The organism is Phenylobacterium sp. (assembly GCF_016793285.1).
Taxonomy (GTDB): domain Bacteria; phylum Pseudomonadota; class Alphaproteobacteria; order Caulobacterales; family Caulobacteraceae; genus Phenylobacterium.
In genome coordinates, this window is the sequence record NZ_JAEUMO010000057.1 from 1 (window position 1) to 13,744 (window position 13,744).

The following is a 13,744-nucleotide window of genomic DNA, read 5'->3' on the forward strand; positions in this document are numbered from 1 at the left end:
GCGGCGCGCACGCCGCCGGTAAGGTCAGCCGCCCTTCTTCATCGTCAGCGGCAGCGAGCCGCCCATCTGTTTCCACTGGCCGTCGAGGGTCTTGCCGTCGGGCGAGAGCTTGCCCTCGAAGCCGCCGACGCCCTTCAGCTCGACCTTCACCGCATCGCCCTCGTGGGTCAGGAAGGCCACCAGCTTCATCGGGCTCTGGTCGGGGCTCTCGAAGAGCGCCAGCGTGCCGTCGGCGCCGGTCTTCACATGCAGCAGCAGCCGCAGGTCCCCCTGCGGCGCAGCCAGGACGCCGGTCCACTCGCCGTCCAGCCCCGCCACCACCGGCCGCGGCGGCGCGACGCCCCGGGCCAGCGACAGCGGCATGTCGAAGCCGGCCTGCGTCAGGGTCCCCACCCAGGCCCTGGCGGCGGGGTCCCAGGCGCCCTTGTAGCTCCCCTTCACCATCGGCACGGCGAACGACAGCGTGTCCGCCGTGGCGGCGATGTCGGCCATGGGAAGCTGCGTCACCGTCTGGTCGGGGCTCTCGGCGTACCCGATCAGCTTGCCGGCGCCGTCCTTCTGGATATGCGCCACGATGGTGAGCTCGACGCCCGCCGGGACCTTCACCTTGCCGACCCAGTCGCCGGCGGCGTCCTCGGCGAAGGCGGCGGCCGGGAGGCCGGCGACCAGCGCGGCCAGGGTCATGGAAACGAACGTGCGCATCGGGGTCCTCCTCGCGCCGGTCAGGCGTCGCGCATGGCGGCCATCACGGCCGTCGGGTTCATGGCGTCCACCATGGACGTGGGCATCAGGATGGTGGTGCCCCGTTCCTTGGCGGTCTCGTAGATGATGTTCATCGCGCGCAACTGCAAAGCCGCCGGGCTCCTGGCGTAGGTCTCGGCGGCCTCGACGAACTTCGCCGCCACCTCCTGCTCGGCCTGGCCCAGCGCGATCCGCGCCAGCCGCTCGCGTTCGGCCTGGGCCTGGCGGCTCATGGCGTCCTGCAGCGCCGGCGGGACGCCGATGTCGCGGATTTCCACCGAGATGACCGAGACGCCCCAGTCGGCGATCTTGCGGCCGATTTCCTCGCGCAGGATCGCGTCGCCCTGCTTGCGTTCGGCCAGCAGGGTGGAGAGCAACGAGGCGCCGACCATCTCGCGCAGCGACGTCTGGGCCACCTGCTCGATCGCCTGGCGATAGTCGTGGATCTCGAGCGCGGCGCGCTCGGGGTCATGCACCTGCCAGAAGACCACGGCGTCGATGTTGACCGGCACCGTGTCCTTCGAGAGCGCCTGTTCGGCGCTGAACTCGGTGGTCTGGATGCGCTGGTCCAGCCACACGGCGGCCTCGTCCAGGAACGGGATGACCACGAAGAGCCCGGGGCCGCGCACGGCGTTCAGCCGACCCATGCGCAGCACCACCGCCCGCTCCCACTGGTTGGCCATCAGCAGCGAGAAGGGGATCAGCACGGCCGCCAGGATCAGGGCCGCGCCCACCCAGTTTCCGGCGGGTTGGCCCGCGGTCTTCGCCCACCAGAACACGGCTGTGGCGGCCAGGGCCGTCAGCACGCTCAACAGGGCGGCGGCAGGGTTGGCGCCCTTCATGGTGCTACCCATCGGAGGTCTCCTTCGTGAGGGCCGAGATGCGCCCGGCCAGGTCGATCGGGTCGAGGCCACGCGCCCGGGCGAGGCCGATGGCCTGGCGGGCCACGTCGTCGAGGTCGCGGTCGTGCTGGGCCGCGTCGGGCGGCGCGGGCGGCGCGTTGACGAAGCTGCCGCGGCCCCGCTCGAGCCGGATGGCGCCCATCGCCTCCAGCTCGTCGTAGGCATGGCGCACGGTGTTGAGGTCGATCTTCAGCGTCACCGCGACCTGCCGCAGCGTCGGCATCTGGTCGCCCGGCTTCAGCCGCCCCTCGCCCAGCGCCCCCAGGATCTGGTCCCGCAACTGCACGTAGATCGGCACCCCGCCTCCCGCGAGGCTCAGCCCATCCAGCAGCGATTGCGAGATTGTATGCATATACTCATACAATCATACACACGCGAGGCGGAGTCAAGCTGGCGCTTCCGTCCCTTGATGGGAGGCAAAGAAAAAGGGCGGGGCCTTGCGGCGCCCGCCCTCCGATCCTCGGCTCTGGCCGAGCCCCTTACGCCGGTTCGGCGCTGGGCTTGGGCGAGATCGGCACCGCCACGGACGGGCCGGTCGGCTTCCTGACGTCGGCCTCCTCGCGGTTGGGCATGACGCCCTTCAGCGCGCCCACGATCTCGTCGCCGGTCAGGGTCTCGTACTCGAGCAGCGTCCGGGCCAGCTTGTGCAGGTCCTCCAGCTTCTCGGTCAGGATGCGGCGGGCCTCGGTCTCGCCGCCGCTCACGAGGCGCTTCACTTCCTCGTCGATGATCTTCGAGGTCTCTTCCGAGACGTTCTGGTTGCGCGCGACGGAGTGGCCCAGGAACACCTCTTCCTGGTTCTCGCCGTACTCCACCGAGCCCAGGCGGTCCGAGAAGCCCCACTTGGTCACCATCGCCCGGGCGAGCTTGGTCGCCTGGCTGATGTCGGAGCTGGCGCCCGACGTGATCTTGTCCTTGCCGAAGATGATCTCCTCGGCCACGCGGCCGCCGAACAGGATCGCGAGCCGCGACGTCATCTGCTCGTAGCTCATCGAGAACTTGTCGCGCTCCGGCAACTGCATGACCATGCCCAGCGCGCGGCCGCGCGGGATGATCGTGGCCTTATGCACCGGGTCGGTGGCCGGCACGTTCAGCGCCACCAGGGCGTGGCCGCCCTCGTGGTAGGCCGTCAGCGTCTTCTCCTCGTCGGTCATGACCATGGACCGGCGCTCGGCGCCCATCATGACCTTGTCCTTGGCGTCCTCGAAGTCGCGCATGGTGACCATGCGGCGGTTCTTCCGCGCGGCCATCAGGGCGGCTTCGTTGACGAGGTTGGCGAGGTCCGCGCCCGAGAAGCCCGGCGTGCCGCGCGCGATGGTGCGCACCTCCACGTCGGCGGCCAGGGGCACGTTCTTCATGTGGACGCGCAGGATGCGCTCGCGGCCCACGATGTCCGGGTTCGGCACCACCACCTGGCGGTCGAAGCGGCCCGGACGCAGCAGCGCCGGGTCCAGCACGTCGGGACGGTTGGTGGCGGCGATCAGGATGATCCCCTCGTTCGCCTCGAAGCCGTCCATCTCGACCAGGAGCTGGTTCAGCGTCTGCTCGCGCTCGTCGTTGCCGCCGCCCAGGCCCGCGCCCCGGTGACGGCCGACGGCGTCGATTTCGTCGATGAAGATGATGCAGGGCGCGTTCTTCTTCGCCTGTTCGAACATGTCGCGCACGCGGCTGGCGCCGACGCCCACGAACATCTCGACGAAGTCCGAGCCCGAGATGGTGAAGAAGGGCACGCCGGCCTCGCCCGCGACGGCGCGGGCCAGCAGCGTCTTGCCGGTGCCGGGCGGGCCGACCAGCAGCGCGCCCTTGGGGATCTTGCCGCCCAGGCGCTGGAACTTCTGCGGGTCCTTCAGGAAGTCGACGATCTCCGTCAGCTCTTCCTTGGCCTCGTCCACGCCGGCGACGTCGTCGAAGGTCACGCGGTTCTTGTTCTCGGTCAGCAGGCGGGCCTTCGACTTGCCGAAGCCCATGGCGCCGCGGGCGCCGCCCTGCATCTGGCGCATGAAGAAGATCCACACGCCGATCAGCAGCAGGATCGGCAGCGAGTTCAGCAGCAGGCTCATCCAGCCGCTGCCGGCCGCCTTCACGGTGATGTTGGCGCCGCTCTTTTCCAGGCGCTGCACCAGGTCTTCCTGGTTGTTCGGTGTCGTCGCCGTGTAGCGCCGGTTCGACTGGTCGAGGATCTCGACCATCGGCCCGCGGATGATGGCGGTCTTCACCTCGCCCGCGTTCACCTTGGAGAGCATCTGCGAATAGGTGAGTTCGCCGGCGTTGGCGCCGCCGCGGGTCCCGCCCGTCATCATGCTGTAGAGCCCGACCAGGACGACGACGATGACGCCCCAGATGACGAGATTGCGGAGGTTCATGCGGGGACCATTCCTACGAAGGCAGACGCCAAGAGACCCAAAATAGGACGCGCACCGTTGATAGACCACTTAACGCGGCCCGGGCGCGACGAGACGTCTCGCCTGGACCATATACGCGAAAAGGGCCGCGCCGGTGGCGCAGCCCTTCACATAAGCATCAAGTGTGCCAGCTTTTAGAGCCGCGGCTCAGCGCGACGGCTTCTTCGGCGCCGCGATCAGGCCTTCGCGCTGGGCGCGCTTGCGGGCGAGCTTGCGGGCCCGGCGCACGGCTTCCGCCTTCTGGCGGGCGCGCTTCTCGGACGGCTTCTCGTAGTGGACGTGCCGCTTCATTTCGCGGAACGAGCCCTCGCGCTGCATCTTCTTCTTCAGCGCCTTCAGGGCCTGGTCGACGTTGTTGTCGCGGACGAAAATCTGAACCAGAGGACTTCTCCTGTTTGCACGCTTGCCGCCCACCTCAGCCGGCAAAAGGCGGCGAGCGAACAAAATATGGATCGCCCGAAGGTGTTACCCGTCGGGTTTAGAGCGCGGCGAAATAGCAGAAGGGGCCGAGCCTGTCCACGGCGCCCCTGCAATTGTGATCCACATCCTCATCCGGGGATGAGGTTCAGGAGGGGCAGAACAGGTGCGCGAACCCGCGCGCCGCGCTAAACCCCCGCCATGACCACCGCCGCGCAGGAATGGGCCACGGCCACGGAGCAACAGCTTCTCGACGAGGCGCTGAAGCTCGCGCCCACGCACGGCTGGTCGCGGCGCACGGTGGCGCTGGCGGCCCGGGCGCTCGCCATGAGCCCCGCCGAGGCCGAACTCCTGATCCCGCACGGGGCCGCCGACCTCGCGGCGCTGCTGTCGCGTCGTCATGACGACCGGGCGCTGGCGACGCTGGCCGACGTCCACGGCTCGAACCTGAAGATCCGCGAGAAGATCCGCCGCGCGGTCGAGGCCCGCCTCGACGCCGCCGCCCAGGACGAGCCGGCCACGCGGCGCTGGATGGGGTTCCTGGCGCTGCCGGCGAACCTGCCGCTCGCCGGCCGGCTGGCCTGGGAGAGCGCCGACGGCCTCTGGCGCTGGGCCGGCGACGTCGCCACCGACGAGAACCACTACACCAAGCGCGCCATCCTGGCCGGCATCCTGTCGTCGGCGATGGCCATCCGCATGACCCAGGGCCGCAAGGTGGCGCTGGAGTTCGTCGACCGCCGCATCGACGACGTCATGCGCTTCGAGAAGTGGAAGGCGACCACGAAGCTGCGCCCCGAGCAGTGGCTCAGCGAGGCCGCCGGCGCCCTGGGCCGGGCCCGCTACGGCCGCGGTTAGCCCGCGTCCGCCTCCTCGGCGACGTCGCCGAGGCCCCAGACGCCGTCCCAGTCGGCCGGCGGCGGCCGCCGCGCCATGACGCGGGCGCGCTCCAGCAGCAGGGCCGACGGCCGGTCGGCGGGATCGGCGGCCACCGCCGCCTCGAACGCCGCCACCGCCTCCTTCCAGCGCCGCCGCGCCAGGAGTTCCCGGCCCCGCCGGAAGTCGGCCAGCGCCGGCGTCCACGTCGCGGGCTCGCCGGTCAGCACCTGGAAGACCCGCTCCGCCCGCTGGCGCCCGCGCACGCGCAGGGTGTCGAGTTCGCGCAGCGCCGCCGCCCCGTCCAGCGCCGCGGCGGTGTCCTCGCAGATCACCACGCCCACCTGGTAGACCTTGGTGAGCTGCTGCAGGCGGGCCGCCAGGTTCACGCTGTCGCCGATGACCGTGTAGTCCATCCGCTTGAGCGACCCGATGGTGCCGGCCACCACGTCGCCGGTGGCGATGCCGACGCCGAGACGCAGTTCCTCCCGCCCGCGGCGGCGGCGGCGTTCGTTGAGCGCCGCGACCATGGCCATCATGCTGACCGCGCTCTCGACGGCGTTCTGCGGATCGCGCGGCGCCGAGAGCGGCGCGCCGTAGACCGCCATCACCGCGTCGCCCAGGAACTTGTCCAGCACCCCGTCGCTGGCCGAGACCGCCTCGACGAGGTCGGCGAAGACCTCGTTCAGCATGTCCACCGTCTCGCGCGGCTGCAGGGTCTCGGCGAGGCTGGTGAAGTTGCGGATGTCGGCGAAGAGGACGCTGGCGCGGCACGAGACCCCGAACAGCAGGTCGTCGCCGTCGTGCTCCATGATCTGGTCCACGACCTGCTGGCTCATGAAGCGGCGCATGGCCGACTCCATGCGTTTCTCCTCGCTGATGTCCTCCACCAGGATCACCAGCCCGCCCTGTTCGCCCACCAGCGGCACGATCGACAGGTTGGCCGAGATGGTCGCGCCGCCCGCCGTCCGCACGTCGGCGTCCAGCAACGAGCGTGGCCGCCCGCTCGCGGCCACCGCGTCGATCTCGGCCAGGATCTGCGGGTTGGACCCCTGCAGCCAGGCGCGCACGTCGGCGCCCTCGAGCCGCTCGAGCGGGACCGCCAGGATGTCGGCCGCCGCCGGGTTCAGCTTGGCGCTGCGGATGTCGCGGTCCAGCGTCACCACGCCCGTCGACATCGAGCGCAGGATGCTCTCGTTGTAGGTCCGCTCCGCGGCCACGTCGGAGAACAGCCGCGCGTTGTCGATCGCGACCGCGGCCTGGGCGGCGAAGGCGTTCATCCGCTCCTCGTCGGCGTCGTCGAAGCCGGGATGCTCCTGGCTGTTCATGGTCTGCATGACGCCGAGCCGCCGCCCGTCGCGGGTCACCACGGGCACGGTGAGCAGGCTGGTGGTGCGATAGCCGGTGTCCTCGTCGACGGCCTTGTTGAACCGCGGGTCGGCGTAGGCGTCGGGCAGGTTCACCAGCTCGCCGTGCGTGAAGACCCAGCCGGCCAGCCCCTGGTCGCAGGGGAAGCGGATCGGCCGCTCCTCGAGCCCCTCGGCCACCACGCTCCAGAGTTCGCCGGTCTTCTCGTCGAACAGGAACAGCGAGCTGCGGTCGGCCTGGGTCACCGTCGAGGCCACCTGCACCATCTTGGCCAGCAGCGCCTCCAGCCGCATCTCGCTGGTGATGGCGATGTTCACGTCCAGCAGGCGGCGCAGGTCGTCGTTGGTGCGCGCTTCCGAGCCGATCGCCAGGCTCCAGCGCTCGGCCAGCAGCACGAGCTGGGTGAACAGCAGCATCAGCATGCCGGCCGGCAGCAGGTTCAGGCTGAGGAACCGCGGCACGCCCGCGTTGATGGTCAGGTCCGAGTAGACGATGCTGGCCAGCATCGCGCCCAGGCCGATCAGGAACAGCACGGCGCCGTCGCGCTTGCGCATCGTGGCCCAGATCACCACGCCCATGATGTAGGCCAGCGTGACGATGCGGAAGAGGTAGACCGCCGCCGAGACCTCCGACAGCAGGATGACGTGGCCGGTCACCGCGAGGCCGGCGAACACCAGCAAGCGGGCGCCGTTCAGCCCCTGGAGGATGCGATAGGGCCACTTCGGGCTCTCCTTGGGGAAGAGCTCGTTGGCGTAGGCCAGCGCGGCCGACAGCGCCGCGGTCGTGGCCAGGATCTGCATCGAGATCATGACGCCGAACGGGACGCCGGGCATGGCGATGGCGAGCAGGTTGTCGTGGCTGAGCGTCGCCGCCAGCGGCAGGAGGCTCATCGAGCCCAGGGCCAGGTACATCGCCACCCGGTCGTCCGGCCGGAACACGAAGATCACCGAGGCGAGGCAGGCCAGCAGCAGCAGCGAGCCGATCAGCAGCAGGCTGCGGATCCAGTCCAGCAGGATCCAGTAGCTCATCGGCTCGCTCAGCCCGAACACGGGAGGCTCGGGCATGCCGTTCTCGCGGTGGTGGAAGGCGGCCACGTCGAGCCGGAGGTCCAGATCGCGGCCGGTGACGTCGATCACCACCTCCTGCGCGCGGCCCAGATAGCTGGTCGTCTCCGGCGTCAGGCCGAACACCCCGCTCCGCGACAGCAGCCGCCCGTCGGCGAAGACGCGCTGGGCGGCGTAGATCTTGGGCACGAACAGCGTGTAGCGCCCCGGTTCCAGCCCGCTCACGCGCAGGCGGTAGCTGACGGCGGCGCCCAGCGGGACCGGCCCGGCCGGGGTCTGCACCCCCCGCCACTCGCCGGGCGCGTCGATCCTGAAGTCGACCGGCGTCCCGCCCGGCGCGGTCAGCCACGTCGCCCGCCACTGTCCCTTGAGGGCCACCGGCTTCGTCAGCGGGCCGTAGGCCGCGTAGCTCACCGCCCCGTCGCGCACGACGGGCGCGCCGTGGTCCAGGGCGTCGACGAAGAAGGGGCCGCAGATCAGGCTGAGCACGGCCAGCACGACCATCGCCAGGCCGAGCTTTCGCCCGCCCTGACCGCCTGCCGACCTCCGCTTCACCGCACTCTGCGGGTCGCCCGACGCCATGCGATTCCCCCTCGGACGGCGAACTATCGCATGCGGATTCCGCGGGTGTCAGCGCCTTAAGCGTGGGGGTTCTCGAAGATGGCCTCCACGGGTTCGCCGAACAGGGCGGCGATCCGGTAGGCGAGGTCCAGCGACGGATCGTGCTTGTCGCTCTCCAGCGCGATGACCGCCTGGCGCGAGACGCCCAGCCGCTCGCCCAGGTCGGCCTGCGTCCAGCCGCGCGCGGCGCGCAGTTCCTTCAGCCGGTTCCTCATCGCGTGGTGCGCACGAACGGCGAGATCGCCCCGAAGCAGGCCCAGAACAGCGGATAGATCATCCAGCCGGGGATGTGGGTGGCGCCGGCGTAGCTCTCCAGGAACCCCCACGCCGAGAACAGCGCCATCGCCACGCCCGACGCCAGGATGAACCGCTTGGCCGTCAGCAGCCGCACGAACTCGTCGGAGTCCCGCATCGGCGCCAGGGTCGCCCAGAGCTGCCCCGCGATCGGCGCCGCCACCGCCAGGCCCAACAGATACGACCCCGGCGCCTGCCGGTCGTCGAACGCGCCGGCGATCGCCGCGGCGTTGATCGCCACATACCCGGCCATGAAGGCCATCGTGCGGATGACGTAGCGCCGATGCGCGGGATCCATCGACATGTCGCTGCCTCCAATGTCAGGTAAACCTGACATGGAAGTGATGTAAGGTCAACCTGACATTCCTGCCTCTCCCGTCGGAGACGGGAAAGCCAGGTCAGAGCGCCTTGACCTTGTTGACGTGGCCCATCTTGCGACCGGGCTTGGCGTCGCGCTTGCCGTAGAGGTGGATGCGGCTGTCGGGTTCGCCCGCCAGCTTGCGCCAGGTGTCGGCCTCGTCGCCCAGCAGGTTCAGCATCTCCACCCGCGCGTGCGGCTGCGTGGGCCCCAGCGGCCAGCCGGCCACCGCGCGGATCTGCTGCTCGAACTGGTCGACCGCGCAGCCGTCCTGCGTCCAGTGTCCGCTGTTGTGGACCCTGGGCGCGAACTCGTTCACCAGCAGCCGGCCGTCGCGCATCTCGAAGAACTCGATGCCGATCACGCCGACGTAGTTCAGTCCCTTCAGCACGCGCGCGGCGATCTTCTCGGCCTCGAAGGCCACGTTCGGCGTCACGTTCGCCGGCGCCAGGGTGCGCCGCAGGATTCCGTGCTCGTGGTGGTTCTCGGCCAGGGGATAGATCGCGGTCGAGCCGTCGCGGCCGCGCGCGGCGATCACCGACAGTTCGCGCATGAAGTCGGCCGGCGCCTCCAGAATCACCGGCACGCCGCCCAGTTCCGCGAAGGCCGCCGCGGCGTCGGTCGCGTGCTCGACCCAGCGCTGGCCCTTGCCGTCGTAGCCCTCGCGCCGCGTCTTCATCAGCAGGGGCGCGCCCATGGCCGCGGCGGCGGCAGCGGCCTCCCCGGCGCTGTCGGCGGAGGCGAAGGCGACGGTCGCCACGCCGCTCGCGTTCAGGAACTGCTTCTCGGCCACCCGGTCCTGGGCCACGGCCAGCGCTTCCGGCCCCGGCGCGCATTCGACGCCCAGCGCCTGGAGCCGCGTCACCGCCTCGGCCGGGACGTTCTCGAACTCGTAGGTCACCACGCCGGCCAGCGCGGCGAGTTCGCCCAGCGCCGCCGGGTCGCCGTAGGCGCCGACGATGCAGTGCGTCGCCACCCGGCCCGCCGGACTGTCGGCGTCGCGTTCCAGCACCGCCACGTCGAAGCCGAGCCGCGTCGCGGCCTGCGCCAGCATCCGGCCGAGCTGGCCCCCGCCGAGGATGCCGATGGTCGAGCCGGGCGCGAGGGGGAACTCGGCCACTATTCCACCGCCTCGGAGACGCTCTCGGTCTGTCTGGCGGCGAACTCGGCCACCCGCGCCGCCAGGGCGTCGTCCGACAGGGCGAGAATCCGCGCCGCCATCAGGCCCGCGTTCTTGGCTCCGGCCTCGCCGATGGCCAGGGTGCCCACCGGGATGCCGCCCGGCATCTGGACGATCGAGAGCAGGCTGTCCATGCCCTTCAGCGCCTTGGACTCGATCGGCACGCCCAGCACCGGCAGGTCGGTCAGCGAGGCGGTCATGCCCGGCAGGTGCGCCGCGCCGCCGGCCCCGGCGATGATCACCTTCACCCCGGCCGCCTTGGCCTCGGTGGCGAAGTCGTACATCCGCTTGGGGGTCCGGTGCGCCGAGACCACCTTGGCCTCGTAGGCGACGCTCAAGGCCTCCAGCATCTCGGCGGCATGGCGCAGCACCGGCCAGTCCGACCGGCTTCCCATGATGATGGCGACGGGCGGGCTCATGGCGGTTCTAGGATTCCCCTGCTCCCGGAAGCGGGCGAAGTATCGCACCGGCTATGCGCGCACAACCGCGACCGTTAGATTTGATTAACCGCGGCGGTTTGGAATAGCCGTTAACCATCTGACGGGACACGCATGAAGGTCGGCGGCGCGCGCAACGAACCCCTTTCGCCCCTGCGGCGGCGCTCCGCTGCGCCCGGCGCAGCGACGGCCGCCGCCACGGCGCGGGCGGCGGACACCATCCAGGTGCTGGGCATACCCGAGCCGGAGATGACCCCGGCCGTGCAGGCGGCCATCCGCCAGTTGCTCGGCGAACTCGACGACCTGCGCCAGGAGGTCGGCCGCCTGAAGGCCCGGCTCACCCAGGCCGAGGACCTCGCCGACCGCGACGCCCTGACCCCGCTGCTGAACCGCCGCGCCTTCGTGCGCGAACTCGCCCGCGTCCGCACCTTCGCCGAGCGCTACGGCGCGGCGGCCAGCCTGGTCTACTTCGACCTCGACGGCTTCAAGGCCGTCAACGACCGCCTGGGCCACGCGGCCGGCGACACCGTCCTGAAGGCGGTCGCCGAGCGGCTGGTGGCCAGCGTCCGCGAGAGCGACGTCGTGGGCCGCATGGGCGGAGACGAGTTCGCGGTGATCCTGGTCCAGGCCGACCAGGCGGTGGCCGAGGCCAAGGCCGCCTCGCTGGCGGACGCGCTGGAACGCGACCCGATCACGGTCGCGGGGCAGGCCGCCCGCATCCGCCTCAGCTACGGCGTGCGCGAGATCGCCGCCGACGCCGACACCGAAGCCCTGGTCGCCGAAGCCGACGCCGCCATGTTCGCCGCCAAGCGCCTCCGCCGGAGCGCGTAGGCCTCCGCGCCAGCGGAGGCGATCGATAGAAACCGCGTATTCCGCGGTTCATTGAATCGCGCCGCCGCGCGGCGCTACGCGATGATGTCGGGGTTGAGGACGTCCTCGATCCTGGCGATCTCGTCCTTGAGCGCGAGCTTCTTGCGCTTCAGCCGCCCGATCACGATCAGGTCCGGCACGGCCGTCGCCGCCAGCGCCTGGATGGCGGCGTCGAGGTCGGCGTGGTCCTGGCGCAGGTCCTTCAGTCGCGTTTCCAGCGCTTCGTCGGTGAACGTCGAATAGTCCATCATCGCGCCGCCTACCCCAGCGCCGCGGCGAGCTCGGCGAGCGCCGCGGTCGGCGCCGGCCTCTCCCACGCCGCGGTCGCGGCCTCAAGGGCTTCCAGCGCCGCCGCGCCGCCGCGGTCGCCGGAAAGCCCGGCCAGCGTCTCCATGAGCAGCCGCTCGGCCTCCAGTTCCAGCCGGTTGACGTCCTTGCGGAACGCCAGCCGCGCGTCGTCGTCGAACGGCGCCAGCGCCGGCTTCAGGTCGCGCCGCACCTGGCGCAGCGGCCGGAGCGCGGCGGCGTCCCACGCCTTCGCCGCCGCCGCTGCGCGCTTCAGCAGGGCGGGATCCCTCGCCTCGGCGTAGACCGCCCACAGGAGGAACGAGGTGTTCTGCCCGTGCTCGTCCTGCAGCTTCAGCGTCGCCTCCGGCACGCCCGGCCGGCCATACGCCTCCAGCACCCACTCCCAGATCGCCACGCTCAGCCCTCGCCCTTGATCGGTGAGATGTCCTCGCCCCAGCGCCTCACCGGCGCCCACGCGAGCCCGAAGAGATCGAGCGCGCGGCCCACCGACTGGTCGACCATCTCCGCGATCGACTGCGGCCGGGCGTAGAAGGCCGGCAGCGGCGGCGCGATCGCCGCGCCCATCTCGCTGAGCCGCACCATCGTCCGCAGGTGCCCCAGATGCAGCGGCGTCTCGCGCACCATCAGCACCAGGGGCCGCCGCTCCTTCAGCGTCACGTCCGCGGCCCGCGTCAGCAGCGACGAGGTCACCCCGGTGGCGATCTCGCTCATCGTGCGCACCGAGCAGGGCGCCACGATCATCCCCAGCGTCTGGAACGAGCCGGAGGCGATCGACGCGCCGATGTCGGCGACCTTGTGGACCACATCGGCCCTGGCCTGCGCCTCGGCGACGGTGAGGCCCGTCTCCTGCGCCAGCGTCAGCGCTGCCGAGCGGCTCATCACCAGGTGGCTCTCGACGCCGAGTTCGGCGCAGGCGTCCAGCGCGCGCAGGCCGTATACGATCCCCGACGCGCCCGACACGCCCACGATCAGCCGCGGCTTTTCCGGCTTGGCCATGCGTGCGCGTCCCCGACTCCGGGCTTGGTTCCGGCCCCTGCGTGCAACCATATGTGATCTGACAGCGGGCGGAAGCGGGTGTTCACTCGCTCGTCGCATGAACTGAGAGGAGGCTCTTCGCCATGGCGCTAGATGCCCGGATCCGTGAGCTCGGATCCCGCCACCAGTCCCTGGAACAAGCGATCCAGGACGAGATGCGCAGGCCCTACGCCGACGACGTCAGACTCAAGGAACTCAAGCGACAGAAACTCAGGCTCAAGGAAGAGATCGAGACCCTGAGGGGTCACATTCACTGAGCCTTTCTCCTCCCCGCGGGGAGGGGAAGCATCCGCCTCAGTCCTCGTCGCCGTCGTCGTGATCGTGATCGTGATCGTGATCGTCGGCGAAGAGCGATTCTGCGGTGTGTTCGATCTCGGCCTCGTGTTCGGGCTCTTCCTCGACCACGCCGGTTTCCGCCGCCGGGCGCAGCGTCGCGCCCTCGGGCTCCACGATGCCGCGGCGGGCGTCGTCCTTGGCCTTCTTGTCGGCCGCCTTCCGCACCACCGCGTCCAGCTCGAGCTGGGTCGCGAGGCCCAGCGTGACCGGGTCGACCGGCTTGATGTTGGCCGAGTTCCAGTGCTGGCGGTTGCGCACCTGGTCGATGGTGGCCTTGGTCGTGCCGAGCAGGCGCGCGACCTGGCTGTCCGGTACTTCCGGGTGGTTGCGCACGAACCAGGCGATGGCGTCCGGGCGGTCCTGGCGGCGCGACACGGGCGTGTAGCGCGGAGCCTTCTTCACCGGCTTCAGCAGTTCCGCGTGCCGGCTCTTCTGGGCCTTCATGCGGTACTTCTCGTTCTTCTCGGCCGCGTCCAGTTCGTCGCGGCTGAGCTGGCCGTTGGCGATCGGGTCGGCGCCGCGGATGTCGCGCGCCAC

At 70.5% G+C, this 13,744-nt stretch carries 17 protein-coding genes; 3 read left to right on the forward strand and 14 right to left on the reverse strand.

The annotated features are described in order from the left end of the window. Positions 1–24 precede the first annotated feature (24 nt). The 5 genes from JNL41_RS05865 to rpsU all read right to left on the reverse strand — a co-directional run bounded on the left by JNL41_RS05865 (position 25) and on the right by rpsU (position 4,426). The gene (locus JNL41_RS05865) at positions 25–702 is read right to left on the reverse strand and encodes a hypothetical protein (RefSeq protein WP_293473342.1); all 678 of its coding nucleotides are present in this window, start codon (positions 700–702) and stop codon (positions 25–27) included. 20 nt (positions 703–722) lie between these two features. Beyond that, positions 723–1,595 (reverse strand): slipin family protein, encoded by an 873-nt coding sequence (locus JNL41_RS05870; protein WP_293473343.1) that lies wholly within the window; start codon positions 1,593–1,595, stop codon positions 723–725. Beyond that, positions 1,588–1,941: a GntR family transcriptional regulator gene (locus JNL41_RS05875; protein ID WP_293473344.1), complete on the reverse strand. Its 354-nt coding sequence runs from the start codon at positions 1,939–1,941 to the stop codon at positions 1,588–1,590. The genes JNL41_RS05870 and JNL41_RS05875 overlap by 8 nt, the downstream gene beginning before the upstream one ends. Positions 1,942–2,122: 181 nt before the next feature. After that, entirely contained in the window at positions 2,123–4,006 is a 1,884-nt protein-coding gene (gene ftsH / locus JNL41_RS05880) for an ATP-dependent zinc metalloprotease FtsH (protein ID WP_293473345.1), read from the reverse strand. A 186-nt stretch (positions 4,007–4,192) separates the two neighbouring features. Next, positions 4,193–4,426 carry a 30S ribosomal protein S21 gene (gene rpsU / locus JNL41_RS05885; RefSeq protein ID WP_111275467.1) on the reverse strand — a complete coding sequence of 78 codons (234 nt, stop codon included), beginning with the start codon at positions 4,424–4,426 and terminating at the stop codon, positions 4,193–4,195. A 237-nt stretch (positions 4,427–4,663) separates the two neighbouring features. Here rpsU and JNL41_RS05890 point away from each other — a divergent pair, with 237 nt between their 5' ends. Then, on the forward strand, positions 4,664–5,317 hold the full coding sequence (locus JNL41_RS05890; RefSeq protein WP_293473346.1) for a COQ9 family protein: 654 nt from the start codon (positions 4,664–4,666) through the stop codon (positions 5,315–5,317). Here the strand turns inward: JNL41_RS05890 and JNL41_RS05895 are convergent. From JNL41_RS05895 to purE, 5 genes are all read right to left on the reverse strand, one after another. Further along, positions 5,314–8,349 carry an adenylate/guanylate cyclase domain-containing protein gene (locus JNL41_RS05895; RefSeq protein WP_293473347.1) on the reverse strand — a complete coding sequence of 1,012 codons (3,036 nt, stop codon included), beginning with the start codon at positions 8,347–8,349 and terminating at the stop codon, positions 5,314–5,316. The two genes, JNL41_RS05890 and JNL41_RS05895, sit on opposite strands and share 4 nt — an antisense overlap. A 56-nt stretch (positions 8,350–8,405) precedes the next feature. After that, positions 8,406–8,603, reverse strand: a complete 198-nt coding sequence (locus JNL41_RS05900; RefSeq protein ID WP_293473348.1) for a helix-turn-helix transcriptional regulator — start codon at positions 8,601–8,603, stop codon at positions 8,406–8,408. Then, a complete protein-coding gene (locus tag JNL41_RS05905) occupies positions 8,600–8,986 on the reverse strand; it encodes a hypothetical protein (RefSeq protein WP_293473349.1) in 387 nt (128 codons plus the stop codon). The genes JNL41_RS05900 and JNL41_RS05905 overlap by 4 nt, the downstream gene beginning before the upstream one ends. 94 nt (positions 8,987–9,080) lie before the next feature. After that, entirely contained in the window at positions 9,081–10,160 is a 1,080-nt protein-coding gene (locus JNL41_RS05910; RefSeq protein WP_293473350.1) for a 5-(carboxyamino)imidazole ribonucleotide synthase, read from the reverse strand. Further along, complete coding sequence (purE, locus tag JNL41_RS05915) at positions 10,160–10,639, reverse strand: 5-(carboxyamino)imidazole ribonucleotide mutase (RefSeq protein WP_293473351.1); 480 nt, start codon at positions 10,637–10,639, stop codon at positions 10,160–10,162. The genes JNL41_RS05910 and purE overlap by 1 nt, the downstream gene beginning before the upstream one ends. Positions 10,640–10,771: 132 nt before the next feature. Here purE and JNL41_RS05920 point away from each other — a divergent pair, with 132 nt between their 5' ends. Next, positions 10,772–11,488, forward strand: a complete 717-nt coding sequence (locus JNL41_RS05920; protein ID WP_293473352.1) for a GGDEF domain-containing protein — start codon at positions 10,772–10,774, stop codon at positions 11,486–11,488. A 74-nt stretch (positions 11,489–11,562) separates the two neighbouring features. Here the strand turns inward: JNL41_RS05920 and JNL41_RS05925 are convergent, their stop codons facing one another. From JNL41_RS05925 to JNL41_RS05935, 3 genes are read right to left on the reverse strand one after another with little or no spacing between them, the layout of a single operon-like run. Further along, positions 11,563–11,778: a DUF465 domain-containing protein gene (locus JNL41_RS05925; protein ID WP_293473353.1), complete on the reverse strand. Its 216-nt coding sequence runs from the start codon at positions 11,776–11,778 to the stop codon at positions 11,563–11,565. Between the two features lie 8 nt (positions 11,779–11,786). Next, positions 11,787–12,230 carry a TIGR02444 family protein gene (locus JNL41_RS05930; protein WP_293473354.1) on the reverse strand — a complete coding sequence of 148 codons (444 nt, stop codon included), beginning with the start codon at positions 12,228–12,230 and terminating at the stop codon, positions 11,787–11,789. A 2-nt stretch (positions 12,231–12,232) separates the two neighbouring features. Beyond that, on the reverse strand, positions 12,233–12,832 hold the full coding sequence (locus tag JNL41_RS05935) for a UbiX family flavin prenyltransferase (RefSeq protein ID WP_293473355.1): 600 nt from the start codon (positions 12,830–12,832) through the stop codon (positions 12,233–12,235). A gap of 122 nt (positions 12,833–12,954) precedes the next feature. On the opposite strand from JNL41_RS05935, the gene JNL41_RS05940 reads away from it, so the two are divergent. After that, positions 12,955–13,128 (forward strand): DUF465 domain-containing protein, encoded by a 174-nt coding sequence (locus JNL41_RS05940; protein ID WP_293473356.1) that lies wholly within the window; start codon positions 12,955–12,957, stop codon positions 13,126–13,128. 37 nt (positions 13,129–13,165) lie between these two features. On the opposite strand, the gene JNL41_RS05945 is transcribed toward JNL41_RS05940, so the two are convergent. Further along, positions 13,166–13,744 (reverse strand): cell cycle transcriptional regulator TrcR (locus JNL41_RS05945; RefSeq protein ID WP_293473357.1); only part of this gene is annotated, 579 nt, incomplete at its 5' end.

Bases quoted from the DNA above. Each gene is read 5' to 3' on its own strand.
- JNL41_RS05865 (WP_293473342.1), bottom strand. From the start codon at position 702: ATGCGCACGTTCGTTTCCATGACCCTGGCCGCGCTGGTCGCCGGCCTC.
- JNL41_RS05870 (WP_293473343.1), bottom strand. From the start codon at position 1,595: ATGGGTAGCACCATGAAGGGCGCCAACCCTGCCGCCGCCCTGTTGAGC.
- ftsH (WP_293473345.1), bottom strand. From the start codon at position 4,006: ATGAACCTCCGCAATCTCGTCATCTGGGGCGTCATCGTCGTCGTCCTG.
- JNL41_RS05890 (WP_293473346.1), top strand. From the start codon at position 4,664: ATGACCACCGCCGCGCAGGAATGGGCCACGGCCACGGAGCAACAGCTT.
- JNL41_RS05895 (WP_293473347.1), bottom strand. From the start codon at position 8,349: ATGGCGTCGGGCGACCCGCAGAGTGCGGTGAAGCGGAGGTCGGCAGGC.
- JNL41_RS05900 (WP_293473348.1), bottom strand. From the start codon at position 8,603: ATGAGGAACCGGCTGAAGGAACTGCGCGCCGCGCGCGGCTGGACGCAG.
- JNL41_RS05905 (WP_293473349.1), bottom strand. From the start codon at position 8,986: ATGTCGATGGATCCCGCGCATCGGCGCTACGTCATCCGCACGATGGCC.
- purE (WP_293473351.1), bottom strand. From the start codon at position 10,639: ATGAGCCCGCCCGTCGCCATCATCATGGGAAGCCGGTCGGACTGGCCG.
- JNL41_RS05920 (WP_293473352.1), top strand. From the start codon at position 10,772: ATGAAGGTCGGCGGCGCGCGCAACGAACCCCTTTCGCCCCTGCGGCGG.
- JNL41_RS05925 (WP_293473353.1), bottom strand. From the start codon at position 11,778: ATGATGGACTATTCGACGTTCACCGACGAAGCGCTGGAAACGCGACTG.
- JNL41_RS05935 (WP_293473355.1), bottom strand. From the start codon at position 12,832: ATGGCCAAGCCGGAAAAGCCGCGGCTGATCGTGGGCGTGTCGGGCGCG.
- JNL41_RS05940 (WP_293473356.1), top strand. From the start codon at position 12,955: ATGGCGCTAGATGCCCGGATCCGTGAGCTCGGATCCCGCCACCAGTCC.